General features: G+C 63.8%; 13 protein-coding genes. 9 read left to right on the top strand and 4 right to left on the bottom strand.

Annotated features, from left to right (window positions below):
* Positions 1–7: 7 nt before the first annotated feature.
* From HU766_RS22350 to HU766_RS22335, 4 genes are all read right to left on the bottom strand, one after another.
* Positions 8–295 carry a YceK/YidQ family lipoprotein gene (locus HU766_RS22350; protein WP_033703407.1) on the bottom strand — a complete coding sequence of 96 codons (288 nt, stop codon included), beginning with the start codon at positions 293–295 and terminating at the stop codon, positions 8–10.
* A complete protein-coding gene (gene ubiX / locus HU766_RS22345) occupies positions 292–921 on the bottom strand; it encodes a flavin prenyltransferase UbiX (RefSeq protein ID WP_186660655.1) in 630 nt (209 codons plus the stop codon). The genes HU766_RS22350 and ubiX overlap by 4 nt, the downstream gene beginning before the upstream one ends.
* Positions 918–2,267, bottom strand: a complete 1,350-nt coding sequence (gene mpl / locus HU766_RS22340) for a UDP-N-acetylmuramate:L-alanyl-gamma-D-glutamyl-meso-diaminopimelate ligase (protein WP_047583487.1) — start codon at positions 2,265–2,267, stop codon at positions 918–920. The genes ubiX and mpl overlap by 4 nt, the downstream gene beginning before the upstream one ends.
* Positions 2,268–2,333: 66 nt before the next feature.
* Entirely contained in the window at positions 2,334–4,256 is a 1,923-nt protein-coding gene (locus HU766_RS22335) for a sigma-54-dependent Fis family transcriptional regulator (protein ID WP_186660653.1), read from the bottom strand.
* 255 nt (positions 4,257–4,511) lie between these two features.
* Here HU766_RS22335 and HU766_RS22330 point away from each other — a divergent pair, with 255 nt between their 5' ends.
* The 9 genes from HU766_RS22330 to HU766_RS22290 all read left to right on the top strand — a co-directional run.
* Complete coding sequence (locus HU766_RS22330) at positions 4,512–6,032, top strand: aldehyde dehydrogenase family protein (protein ID WP_033703411.1); 1,521 nt, start codon at positions 4,512–4,514, stop codon at positions 6,030–6,032.
* 175 nt (positions 6,033–6,207) lie between these two features.
* Entirely contained in the window at positions 6,208–7,656 is a 1,449-nt protein-coding gene (gene eat, locus HU766_RS22325) for an ethanolamine permease (RefSeq protein WP_033703412.1), read from the top strand.
* 49 nt (positions 7,657–7,705) lie between these two features.
* The gene (locus HU766_RS22320; RefSeq protein WP_186660651.1) at positions 7,706–9,100 is read left to right on the top strand and encodes an ethanolamine ammonia-lyase subunit EutB; all 1,395 of its coding nucleotides are present in this window, start codon (positions 7,706–7,708) and stop codon (positions 9,098–9,100) included.
* Positions 9,101–9,108: 8 nt separating this feature from the next.
* Positions 9,109–9,927 carry an ethanolamine ammonia-lyase subunit EutC gene (gene eutC, locus HU766_RS22315; protein WP_186660649.1) on the top strand — a complete coding sequence of 273 codons (819 nt, stop codon included), beginning with the start codon at positions 9,109–9,111 and terminating at the stop codon, positions 9,925–9,927.
* Positions 9,928–10,035: 108 nt separating this feature from the next.
* Positions 10,036–10,494 (top strand): GNAT family N-acetyltransferase, encoded by a 459-nt coding sequence (locus HU766_RS22310; protein WP_186660647.1) that lies wholly within the window; start codon positions 10,036–10,038, stop codon positions 10,492–10,494.
* Positions 10,495–10,683: 189 nt separating this feature from the next.
* Complete coding sequence (locus tag HU766_RS22305) at positions 10,684–11,331, top strand: DedA family protein (protein ID WP_033703417.1); 648 nt, start codon at positions 10,684–10,686, stop codon at positions 11,329–11,331.
* An 8-nt stretch (positions 11,332–11,339) separates the two neighbouring features.
* Entirely contained in the window at positions 11,340–12,155 is an 816-nt protein-coding gene (locus HU766_RS22300; protein ID WP_186660645.1) for a M90 family metallopeptidase, read from the top strand.
* 92 nt (positions 12,156–12,247) lie between these two features.
* Entirely contained in the window at positions 12,248–12,775 is a 528-nt protein-coding gene (gene ppa, locus HU766_RS22295) for an inorganic diphosphatase (RefSeq protein ID WP_016497835.1), read from the top strand.
* Between the two features lie 178 nt (positions 12,776–12,953).
* Positions 12,954–13,203, top strand: a 250-nt coding sequence (locus tag HU766_RS22290) for a helix-turn-helix transcriptional regulator (RefSeq protein ID WP_186660643.1), incomplete at its 3' end; no start/stop codon positions are given.

Below are 13,203 nucleotides of genomic sequence, written 5' to 3'. Positions count from 1 at the left end.
TAGGCAATCAAAGGCCGCCGGTAGCCTGGAAGCCGACCCCCGCTGCCGTCAGCAGTGATAACGGCAGCAGCAGGGTGTCCAGCAACATACTGCCGGGCAGGTCCAACCCTGGGTATCCCGGGGCCTCAGCCCCGAAGTGATCCTTCGGGCAGCACCCGCCATTCATCACATACAGGTCCAACCGGGTGCCGGCGTACACCACCGGTGCGCCCGGCTTGTTGGCATCCAGCGTGCGCACCGTGGCACATCCACTCAGCAGCGTCAGCGCCACCAGCCCCGACAGTGCGCGTTTCAATCATCCGCCCCAAAGTGATGCTCGCCCCAACGCGGCAGCATGTCCTGGGGGATGTCCAGCAGGTTGAGAATGCGCGCTACGACGAAATCGATCAGGTCGTCGATGGTCTGTGGCTGATGGTAGAAGCCCGGGGCCGCCGGCAGAATGACCGCGCCCATCTGCGAGAGCTTCAGCATGTTCTCCAGGTGAATGGTCGAGAACGGCGCCTCGCGCGGTACCAGAATCAACTGACGGCGCTCTTTGAGGGTGACGTCGGCGGCACGCTCGATCAGGTTGTTGCAAGCACCGGTGGCAATCGCCGACAAGGTGCCGGTAGAGCATGGCACCACCACCATCGCCGCCGGCGCGCCGGAGCCCGAGGCCACCGGCGACATCCAGTCTTCCTTGCCATACACGCGGATCTGCCCATCGGCAGCGCCGGTGTACTCGGTCAGAAACGCCTGCATCGCCTGGGGCTTGGGCGGCAGCAACACGTCGGTTTCGGTAGACATCACCAACTGCGCGGCCTTGGAAATGAGGAAGTGCACCTCGCGGTCCTCACGCACCAGGCAGTCGAGCAGGCGCAGGCCATATTGAGCGCCAGAGGCGCCCGTCATGGCCAGGGTGATGCGCTGCGGCCCGTTCATTTGAGCGCCTCGGCCAACTTGCCGTGCAGGCCGCCGAAGCCGCCGTTGCTCATGATCACCACGTGGGTGCCGGGGCGGGCCTGGCCTTTGATGCGCTCGATGATCGCCTCCAGGCTGTCGGCAACCACGCTCGGCACCTTGCACTGCGCTGCCGTGGCGGCCAGGTCCCAGCCCAGGTTGGCCGGGGCGTACCAGATCACCTGGTCGGCGTCGTTGACGCTTTCCGGCAGGCCGTCACGGTGGGCGCCCAGCTTCATCGAGTTGGAGCGCGGCTCGATCACCGCGATCACCGGCGCTTCGCCCACACGCTTGCGCAGGCCGTCGAGGGTGGTGGCGATGGCGGTCGGGTGGTGGGCGAAATCGTCATAGATGGTCACGCCCTGCACCTCGGCGACCGTCTCCATGCGCCGCTTGACGCTCTTGAAGGCGCTCAGCCCGGCGATGCCCATGGCTGGCACCACGCCTACATGGCGCGCGGCGGCCAGGGTGGCCAAGGCGTTGGCGACGTTGTGCTGCCCGGTCAATGGCCAGTCGACCACGCCCTGGGCCTCGCCCTCGAACAGCACTTCAAAGCGCGAACCATCGGCGCTGAGCAGGCGCGCCTGCCACTGCCCGCCTTCACCGGTGGTTTGTACCGGGGTCCAGCAGCCCATGCCGATGACGCGTTCCAGCGCCTGCTCGGTGGTGGGGTGAATCACCAGGCCTTCGCTCGGGATAGTGCGCACCAGGTGGTGGAACTGCCGCTCGATGGACGCAAGGTCAGGGAAGATGTCTGCGTGATCGAACTCAAGGTTGTTGAGGATGGCCGTGCGCGGGTGGTAGTGGACGAACTTCGAACGTTTATCGAAGAACGCACTGTCGTACTCATCGGCCTCGACCACGAAGAACGGGGTGTCGCCCAGGCGCGCCGACACCGAGAAGTTCTGCGGCACACCGCCAATCAGGAACCCCGGGCTCATGCCGGCGTGCTCCAGCACCCAGGCCAGCATGCTGCTGGTGGTGGTCTTGCCATGGGTACCGGCAACGGCCAGTACCCAGCGGCCCTGCAGCACGTGGTCGGCCAGCCACTGCGGGCCAGAGACGTAGGGCAGGCCCTTGTTCAGCACGTACTCCACCGCCGGGTTGCCCCGCGACATTGCGTTGCCGACCACTACCAGGTCGGGTGCCGGGTCTAGCTGAGCCGGGTCATAGCCTTGGGTCAGCTCGATGCCCTGGGCTTCGAGCTGGGTGCTCATCGGGGGATAGACATTGGCGTCGGAGCCGGTGACGCGGTGGCCAAGCGCTTTGGCCAGCACCGCCAGGGAACCCATGAACGTGCCGCAAATACCGAGAATGTGAATATGCATGGTCGACCTCGCAAAACATCGAGGCAGGGTAGCCCAGGGCGCAGGAAATCGCACCCGCTGTTTCGCTCAGCCGGCCCGTGCTATGCCGTGTTTGCGCAGTTTTCGATACAAGGTATTTCGGCTGATGCCCAGATGCTCGGCGACGCGGGTCAAGTGCCAGCGGTTTGCCTCCAGTACCGTCAGCAGGGCTTGGCGCTCGGCGTCTTGTAGCGGCGGGCTTGGGTTGCGATCGGGGTATGCAGTAGTCGCGGAAGATGGGGGGGCGGTGTTGTGGAAGATGGTCGGTAGGTCGGCAGACTCGATGCGGCCGTTATCGCAGAGCGCTACCAGGGTGCGCAGTGTGTTGCGCATCTGCCGCACGTTGCCGGGCCACGGGAACTGCAGCAACGCGTGCCGTGCATCAGGCTCGAGCTGCACGGGCTGCCCCTGCGCTTCCTGATGCAGCAGAAAGTCCAGCAACTGGCCCTTGTCACTGCGCTCGCGCACCGCCGGCAGGGCCACTTCCAGGCCATTGAGGCGGTAATACAGGTCCTCGCGGAACGTGCCCTGCGCCACCCGCTCCAGCAGGTCGCGGTGGGTCGCACTGACGATGCGCACGTCCACGGCCTGGGGCTCGCCGCCAATCGGTACCACCTGGCGCTCTTCCAGTACCCGCAACAACCGCGTCTGCAAGGCCAGCGGCATGTCACCGATCTCGTCCAGCAGCAACGTGCCGCCATCGGCCTGCAACAGCTTGCCGCGCATGCCTTCCTTGCGCGCGCCGGTAAAGCTGCCACCGCGATAACCGAACAGTTCGCTCTCGATCAGGCTCTCCGGAATAGAGGCGCAGTTGACCGCCACGAACGGTTTGCCGCATCGCTGGCTGGCCTGGTGCACCGCCTGCGCGAACGCCTCCTTGCCGCAACCGGTCTCGCCGCGCAGCAGCAGCGGCACATCACGTTCGAACACCCGCACACAGCGGCGAAAGTCATTTTGCAGCGCCGGGTCGAGCAGGCAGATACCGGGTTCTGCTTCGCGCGGGGGCCGAGGGTGGCCGAGCGGCACCGACCACACCGGCGTGCGCGCCTGGCCACGCAGGCTGGCGAACACCTGGCGGCCGTCACGCGTGTGCAACGGCCAGACGGTACTGCCGCCGGGTACGGCGCGGCTGAACAGTTCGTCGTGGCTGCAGGCAAAAAAACGCTCCACCGGTTTGCCCAGCACGCCCCCGCGCACGGTACCCAGCAGGTTGAGCGCGCTCTGGTTGGCCGCGCAGATCCGCCCATCAGCTTCGAAGGCCAGCAAGCCCTCGCTGAACAAGCCGACCGACTCGGCGTGCAGATGAAAACGCAGCAGCCATTGCTGTTCGAAATGACGCAGGAAGTAACAGCTCTCGATCATCTTGGCCGACAGGTTGACCAGGGCCATGGTGTGGAACTGGCTCTGACGCGAGACATCCGGCCGCGCCGACGACACGTCGAGCACCGCCAACAGATCGCCATGCGGGTCGAACACGGGGCTTGCCGAGCAGGTCAGGCCGGTGTGGCGGCCACGAAAATGCTCGTGCTGATGAATGGTCAGTGCCTGGCGCTCGACTAGGCAGGTACCGATGCCGTTGGTGCCTTCGCGCGCCTCGCTCCAATCTGCGCCCAGCCACAACCCCGCCCGCTCGAAGATACGCCGCTCGGTGGGTGCGCTGACACAGTTGAGGATCACCCCGCGGGCATCGGTCAGCAGCACCGCATGGCCGGCGCCAGAGAGCTGCTGATGCAGGCTGTTCATCTCGCTGTCGGCAATTTTCAGCACCTGACGCAGGCGCTCGCGGCTTTCCAGCAGGCGCCCGTGCTCGAGCACCACAGGGGCTTCGATCAGCGTCGGGTCGAGGTGGTGCTCCTCAAGACAGCGCAGCCAGGAACGCGCGATGGCCGGGTCACTGCCGCCCTCCCCAGCTTCACCATGGGCAATGGTGTGCACTTGCTGGGCATGGCGACTCAGGTGGTTGCTCTGCATTTGTTGTCGTTCTCCGCAGATAGAGCGTTCAGCCAGCATCCTCCACCCGGCGGGGCTTTGCAATGCAGCGTACCGCTGCGTGTCGCAAACGGTACAAAGTGTCACCCGGGCCGTGCCAGCCCTGGCGCAGCGGTGGCCGGCGTGTTTCACAAAACCGCCCCAAGTGGTTGATTTTGATGGCCCTCAAAACACTGGCCCAACCTTTGCTCTACGCTTCTCAACTCCCTAACAAACACAATAGCCAGGAGACACACCATGCGTTACGCACATCCCGGTACCGAAGGCGCGAAGGTTTCCTTCAAGAGCCGCTACGGCAACTACATCGGTGGTGAGTTCGTAGCACCGGTCAAGGGGCAGTACTTCGAAAACACCTCCCCGGTGAATGGCAAGCTGATCGCGGAGTTTCCCCGCTCCACTGCCGAAGACATCGACAAGGCCCTGGATGCCGCCCACGCCGCCGCCGACGCCTGGGGCCGCACCTCGGTCCAGGACCGTTCCAATGTTCTGCTGAAGATCGCCGACCGCATCGAACAGAACCTTGAAGTGCTGGCCATTACCGAAACCTGGGACAACGGCAAGCCGGTCCGCGAAACCCTGAATGCCGACATCCCGCTGGCGGTCGATCACTTCCGTTACTTCGCCGGCTGCATCCGCGCCCAGGAAGGCGGCGCCGCCGAGATCAACGAAGGCACCGTCTCCTATCACATTCACGAGCCACTGGGCGTGGTCGGGCAGATCATCCCGTGGAACTTCCCGCTGCTGATGGCCGCGTGGAAACTCGCCCCGGCCCTGGCCGCAGGCAACTGCGTGGTGCTCAAACCCGCCGAGCAGACGCCGCTGGGTATCACCGTACTGATGGAACTGATCGGCGACCTGCTGCCCAAAGGCGTGCTCAACGTGGTCCAGGGTTATGGCCGCGAAGCGGGCGAAGCGTTGGCTACCAGCAAACGTATCGCCAAAATCGCATTTACCGGCTCGACCCCGGTCGGCTCGCACATCATGAAATGCGCTGCCGAGAACATCATCCCGTCCACCGTCGAACTGGGCGGCAAGTCGCCTAACGTGTACTTCGAAGACATCATGCAGGCCGAGCCAAGCTTCATCGACAAGGCCGCCGAGGGCATGGTGCTGGCATTCTTCAACCAAGGCGAAGTGTGCACCTGCCCGTCGCGTGCGCTGGTGCAGGAGTCGATCTACCCGCAGTTCATGGAAGTGGTGATGAAGAAGGTCCTGCAGATCAAGCGCGGCGACCCGCTGGATACCGACACCATGGTCGGCGCCCAGGCATCGCAGCAACAGTTCGAGAAGATCCTGTCGTACCTGGAAATCGCCAAGGAAGAAGGCGCCGAGCTGCTGACCGGCGGCAAGGTGGAAAAACTCGAAGGCGCGCTGTCGACCGGTTACTACATCCAGCCGACCCTGCTCAAGGGCAACAACCGCATGCGGGTGTTCCAGGAGGAAATCTTCGGCCCGGTGGTCAGCGTCACCACCTTCAAGGACGAAGCCGAAGCACTGGCGATTGCCAACGACACCGAGTTCGGCCTCGGTGCCGGCGTGTGGACCCGCGACATCAACCGCGCCTACCGCATGGGCCGCGGCATCAAGGCCGGCCGCGTGTGGACCAACTGCTACCACCTGTACCCGGCGCATGCCGCGTTCGGCGGTTACAAGAAGTCCGGCGTTGGCCGCGAGACCCACAAGATGATGCTCGATCACTACCAGCAGACCAAGAACCTGCTGGTGAGCTACGACATCAACCCGCTGGGCTTCTTCTAGAAAAACAGCTTCAAGTTGCAAGCTACAAGCTGCAAGAAACAGCGGGTACAGCACCCAACTGCTTTTTCTTGAGCCTTGTAGCTTGCGGCTTGTAGCTCCATGGCTCGCTTCCTGCAGTACCCATCACCATCGGCCGGAACCCCTCCGGCCACCAAGAAAAACAACAGGTGAAACTATGCCCAGCGATCATTCCGGCAATGCGCCGGCAGGCTCTTCCGTCGACTTCGAAAAGGTCGGTTCAGACTATTTCCAGCAACGTGAACTGAAAAAAGGCGCCGCCGGCTGGGTGTTGCTGGTCGGCCTTGGGGTCGCCTATGTGATCTCCGGCGACTACGCCGGGTGGAACTTCGGCCTGGCCCAAGGCGGCTGGGGCGGCATGTTCCTCGCCACCCTGCTGATGGCCACCATGTACCTGTGCATGTGCTTCTCGCTGGCCGAACTGTCGTCGATGATCCCCACCGCAGGCGGTGGCTACGGCTTCGCCCGCAGCGCATTCGGCCCTTGGGGCGGCTTTCTCACCGGTACGGCCATCCTCATCGAATACGCCATTGCCCCGGCCGCCATCGCCGTGTTCATCGGCGCCTATTGTGAATCGCTGTTCGGCATCGGCGGCTGGGTCATCTACCTGGCCTTCTACATCGTGTTCATCGGCATCCACATCTTCGGGGTGGGTGAAGCGCTGAAACTGATGTTCATCATCACCGCCATCGCCGCCATTGCCCTGGCCGTGTTCCTGGTGAGCATGGTGCCCCATTTTGATGCAGCCAACCTGTTCGACATCGCCAAGACGGACGCCGCAGGCGCCAGCAGCTTCCTGCCGTTCGGCTATGTCGGCGTGTGGGCCGCGATCCCCTATGCGATCTGGTTCTTCCTCGCTGTCGAAGGTGTGCCACTGGCCGCCGAAGAGACCAAGAACCCGAAACGCGACCTGCCACGCGGCCTGATCGGCGCGATGCTGGTATTGCTGGCCTTCGCCCTGCTGATTCTGGTGGTCGGCCCTGGCGCTGCGGGTTCCGAAGCACTCAAGGCCTCGGGCAACCCGCTGGTCGAGGCACTGTCCAAAGCCTATGGCGGCTCCACCTGGATGGGCAGCTTCGTCAACTTGGTGGGCCTGGCAGGCCTGATCGCCAGCTTCTTCTCGATCATCTATGCCTATTCACGGCAGATCTTCGCGCTGTCCCGTGCGGGCTACCTGCCGCGCAAGCTCTCCCAAACCAACAAGAGCAAGGCACCGGTACTGGCGCTGATCATCCCCGGCCTCATCGGTTTCGGCCTGTCGCTGACCGGCCAGGGTGACCTGTTGATCCTGGTCGCGGTGTTCGGCGCGACGCTGTCCTACGTACTGATGATGGCTGCGCACATCACCCTGCGTATCCGCCGGCCGAAAATGGAACGGCCGTATCGCACGCCGGGCGGCATCTTCACCTCCGGCGTCGCCCTGGTATTGGCGTGCATCGCCGTGGTGGCGGGCTTCCTGGTCGACCCACGGGTTGTGATTGGCGCTGCGGTGATCTATGGAGTATTAATTGCCTACTTTGCTTTCTACAGCCGCCACCACCTGGTAGCGGGCACACCGGAAGAGGAATTCGCCGCGATCCAGAAGGCCGAAGAGGCCCTGCACTGATCGCCGACACCCGCCGCGGGCCAGCCCCGCGGCGCTCTGGAGAATCTGTATGGCAAGTTTCGTACACACGGTAGGCCACCTGGTCTACCGCTTCGACAGCCTCAAGGACGTGATGGCCAAGGCCAGCCCCGCACGTTCGGGGGATTTCCTCGCGGGTGTCGCCGCCAGCAATGACGGCGAGCGGGTCGCCGCGCAGATGGCCTTGGCCAACATCCCGCTCACGCACTTTCTGAGCGAGGCGCTGATCCCCTACGAAGCGGACGAGGTCACCCGCCTGATCATCGACACCCACGACGCCCAGGCCTTCGCGCCGGTCAGCCACCTGACCGTAGGCGGCCTGCGCGACTGGCTGCTCAGCGAGGAGGCCGACGAAGACAGCCTGCGTGCCCTGGCACCGGGCCTGACACCGGAGATGGCGGCGGCGGTGTCGAAGATCATGCGCGTTCAGGACCTGATCCTGGTGGCGCAGAAAATCCGCGTGGTCACCCGTTTTCGCGGCACCATGGGCCTGCGTGGGCGCCTGTCGACCCGCCTGCAGCCCAATCATCCAACCGACGAGCCAGCCGGGATTGCCGCCAGCATTCTCGACGGCCTGTTGTACGGCAACGGCGACGCCATGATCGGCATCAACCCGGCCACCGACAGCATCGCCTCGATCTGCGCCCTGCTGGAGATGCTCGACGCCATCATCCAGCGCTACGACATCCCCACCCAGGCCTGCGTGCTGACCCACGTCACCACCTCGATCGAAGCGATCAACCGGGGCGTACCGCTGGACCTGGTGTTCCAGTCGATCGCCGGCACCGAAGCAGCCAACGCCGGCTTTGGCATCAACCTCAACGTGTTGCAGGAAGGCTACGAAGCGGGCCTGTCGCTCAAGCGCGGCACCCTCGGGCAAAACCTCATGTACTTCGAAACCGGCCAGGGCAGCGCCCTGTCGGCCAATGCCCACCATGGCGTCGACCAACAGACCTGCGAGACCCGCGCCTACGCCGTGGCCCGGCATTTCAAGCCGTTCCTGGTCAACACCGTGGTCGGCTTCATCGGCCCCGAGTACCTGTACAACGGCAAGCAGATCATCCGTGCCGGCCTCGAGGACCATTTCTGCGGCAAGCTGCTTGGCGTGCCCATGGGCTGCGACATCTGCTACACCAACCACGCCGAAGCCGACCAGGACGACATGGACACCCTGCTCACCCTGCTGGGCGTGGCCGGTATCAACTTCATCATGGGTATCCCAGGCTCCGACGACATCATGCTCAACTACCAGACCACCTCGTTCCATGACGCGCTGTATGCGCGCCAGACCCTGGGCCTCAAGCCCGGCCCGGAATTCGAGGCATGGCTGGCGCGTACCGGCATCTTTACCCAGGCCGATGGCCGGGTGCGCTTCGGTGAAAACCTGCCGCCGGCATTCCGCCAGGCCTTGGCGCAGCTTGCATAGGGATGACCATGGACCATCGCACAGCAACCCCCGACAACCCCTGGCTGGCCCTGCGCACCCTGACCCCGGCCCGTATCGCCCTGGGCCGCGCCGGCACCAGCCTGCCGACCGGTGCGCAACTGGACTTCCAGTTCGCCCACGCCCAAGCCCGCGATGCCGTGCACCTGCCGTTCGACCATGCGGGGCTGACGGCCCAACTTACTGAGCGCGGGCGCGACAGCCTGGTGGTGCACAGCGCCGCCAGCGACCGCGACCAGTACCTACAACGCCCCGACCTGGGGCGACGGCTGAACGAAGACTCGATTGCGGCCCTGCGTCAGCATGCCGAGGCCAACCCGGGCGGCGTCGACCTGGCCATCGTGGTCGCCGACGGCCTCTCAGCCCTGGCCGTGCACCGCCACACCCTGCCTTTTTTGACCCGTTTCGAGGAACAGGCCGCAGCCGACGGCTGGACCAGCGCCCCGGTGGTGCTGGTGGAGCAGGGCCGGGTGGCGGTGGCCGACGAGGTGGGCGAGTTGCTCGGCGCACGCATGACCGTGATGCTGATCGGCGAACGCCCGGGGTTGAGCTCGCCCGACAGCCTCGGCCTGTATTTCACCTACGCACCACGGGTCGGCCTGACTGACGCCTACCGCAACTGCATCTCCAACGTGCGCCTGGAAGGCCTGAGCTACGGCATGGCGGCCCACCGCCTGCTGTACTTGATGCGTGAGGCCTGTCGCCGGCAGCTTTCCGGGGTGAATCTGAAGGACGAAGCCGAGGTCCATAGCCTCGAGAGCGATACCCCCGCCAGCCAAAAAGGAAACTTCCTACTCGGAAAAGAGTAAAAATCATGTCACGGAAGGCGGATTGCGCTTCTCGCCCGCATTGGGCAGCATGCTGTCGAGCGCGACTCGCAAACCGCTGTTTCCCCAAATGGATCCTGAGGGCCGCACATGCGTATCATCAAGGCAACCCTGGAACACCTCGACCTGCTGACCCCGCTGTTCGTCAAATACCGCGAGTTCTATGGGCAATTGCCCTACCCGGACAGCTCGCGCAGCTTTCTGGAAAAACGCCTGAAACGCGATGAGTCGGTGATCTATCTGGCACTGCCCGATGACGACGACGGCAAGCTGCTGGGCTTCTGCCAGCTGTACCCGAGCTTTTCGTCGCTGTCGCTCAAGCGCGTGTGGATCCTCAACGACATCTACGTGGCCGAGGACTCGCGGCGCATGTTGGTGGCCGATCACCTGATGCGCAAAGCGAAGAAGATGGCCAAAGAGACCAATGCCGTACGCATGCGGGTTTCGACCAGCGCCAATAACGAGGCGGCGCGCAAGACCTACGCGTCCATCGGGTTTCGCAAGGACACCGAGTTCGAGAGCTACATCCTGCCGATCCAGCCGGATTGACCTGTTCCGGCCGCTTCGCGGGTTCAGCCGCGAAGCGGCCAGTGCAGGCCATGCCGCCTCCGGTAACCCCCCGCTACAAACTCCCCGGGCATGATCCTCACTTCGCCGTATAATGGCCCACTTGTCATGTGTGAAAGTTTACCCATCCCCAGGTAACTGAGCCTACGCCCAAGAACACAGGTGCTGTACATGGATTTCAACCCGCTGGACCTTATCCTGCATCTCGATGCTTACCTCGATCTGCTGGTCACCAATTACGGTCCCTGGATCTACGCCATCCTGTTCACCGTGATCTTCTGCGAAACCGGCCTGGTGGTGATGCCGTTCCTGCCGGGCGATTCGCTGCTGTTCATCGCCGGCGCCGTGGCGGCCGGTGGCGGCATGGACCCGGTGCTGCTGGCGGGCCTGCTGATGGCCGCGGCAATCCTGGGTGACAGTACCAATTACGTGATAGGCCGAACGGCCGGCGAGCGGTTGTTCAACAACCCTAACTCGAAAATATTCCGCCGCGACTACCTGCAGCGCACCCACGAATTCTATGAGCGCCATGGCGGCAAGACCGTGACCCTGGCGCGCTTCCTGCCGATCTTGCGCACCTTCGCGCCGTTCGTCGCCGGCATCGCCCACATGCACTACCCGCGTTTCCTGGGTTTCAGCGTCGCCGGTTCGCTGCTGTGGGTGGGTGGCCTGGTGACCTTGGGTTACTTCTTCGGCAACGTGCCGTTCATCAAGCAGCATCTGTCGTTGATGGTGGTCGGCATCATCTTCCTGTCGCTGGTACCGATGGTGCTCGGCCTGCTGCGCGGTCGCCTGGGCCGTACAGCCAAGGCGCACTGAGCACCGCCATGTGGTCTTTCAGCGCCTGGCGGCGCCAGCGTACCCTGGCGCGCTACCCGATCGCCCCCGAGCAATGGCAGGCCGTTCGCGAGCACTTGCCGTTACTCGACGGCATCAGCACTGAAGAAGACCACTGGTTGCGCGAAGCCTGCATCCTGTTTCTGCACGAAAAGCACCTGACCACCCTGCCCGGTGTCGAGCCAAGCGACGAGCAGCGCTTGTTCCTGGCGGCCCAGGCCCAGCTGCCTTTGCTGCACCTGGGCGAGCTGAACTGGTACCAGGGCTTTCACGAGATCATCCTCTACCCCGACGACTTCAAAAGCCCCCAGCGCCACCGCGACGCCAGCGGCGTGGAGCACGTGTGGGACGGCGAGCACAGCGGCGAAGCCTGGCAACAGGGCCCGGTGATTCTGGCCTGGAACGGTGTGCTGGCCAGCGGTGGGTGGGAGGCCTACAACCTGGTCATCCATGAGCTGGCGCACAAGCTCGACATGCTCAACGGCGATGCCAACGGCCTGCCGCCGCTGCACAGCGGCATGCCGGTGGATGAATGGGCGAGTGCCATGCAACAGGCCTATGACGACCTCAATCGCCAGCTGGACCTGAACCCCGACGCCGAAACCGCCATCGACCCGTACGCGGCGGAAAACCCGGCGGAATTCTTTGCCGTCACCAGCGAATATTTCTTCAGCGCCCCCGACCTGCTGCAGCAGGCCTACCCACAGGTGTACCAGCAACTGTCGCTGTTCTACCGCCAGGACCCTTTGGCGCGCCTTGGCCGGTTGCAGGCCGAACACCCCGCTTACCGCGAAAGCCACGCCTGACGCGGCCGCACATCAGGGCAGGCGTGGCATGCCCTGGCGGAATGTGCCTATAATCGCCGCCACTTTTTGGTCAAACACGGGGGCACTGCCCAATGAGCTACAGCAAGATTCCGGCGGGCAAAGACCTGCCGAACGACATCTACGTCGCCATCGAGATCCCGGCCAACCACGCGCCGATCAAATACGAAATCGACAAGGACAGCGACACCCTGTTCGTCGACCGTTTCATGGCTACCCCGATGTTCTACCCAGCCAACTATGGCTTTATCCCGAACACCCTGGCCGACGACGGTGATCCGCTGGACGTGCTGGTCGTGACCCCTTACCCGGTTGCCCCAGGTTCGGTCATCCGCGCCCGCCCGGTCGGCATCCTGAACATGACCGACGACGGCGGCGGCGACGCCAAGGTCATCGCTGTTCCGCACGATAAGCTGTCCCAGCTGTATGTCGACGTCAAGGAATACACCGACCTGCCGGCCCTGCTGATCCAGCAGATCGAGCACTTCTTCGCGAACTACAAAGATCTCGAGAAGGGCAAGTGGGTCAAGATCGAAGGCTGGGATGGCGCCGACGCCGCCCGCGCCGCGATCACCAAATCGGTTGCTGCCTACAAGGGCTGATACCGATTGCTGAAGAACCCCGCCCAGGCGGGGTTTTTTTATGCGCTCACGATGGCCCGGCCAGTAAAAAGTCCTACGCCGCCCTACTGCAACGCCCTACAACCAAGCACTTTTCGCACAAAGCGCATCAACACCCGGTTCATATCCGCACTGGCACACGGCCGCTACACTCGCGGCCATGAACACATCCGGTGACCGCCTCAAAGCCCTGCTTCACGAATGTGGCTTGACCCCTTCCGATTTCGCCGCCCAGCGCAGCGTCACACCCCAGCACGTCAACAACTGGTTCAAGCGCGGTGTTCCGTTGGCGCGTCTTGACGAAATGGCCGACCTGTTCTGCGTACACCGCCGCTGGCTGCGCAGTGGTGAAGGCCCCAAGCACCCCAACCCGATCTTGCGCAGCGGCCCACCACCGCCCACCCACGACA

The organism is Pseudomonas sp. SWRI77, from assembly GCF_014269105.1.
GTDB classification, from domain to species: domain Bacteria; phylum Pseudomonadota; class Gammaproteobacteria; order Pseudomonadales; family Pseudomonadaceae; genus Aquipseudomonas; species Aquipseudomonas capeferrum.
This window is presented reverse-complemented; position numbering and strand designations above follow the sequence as displayed.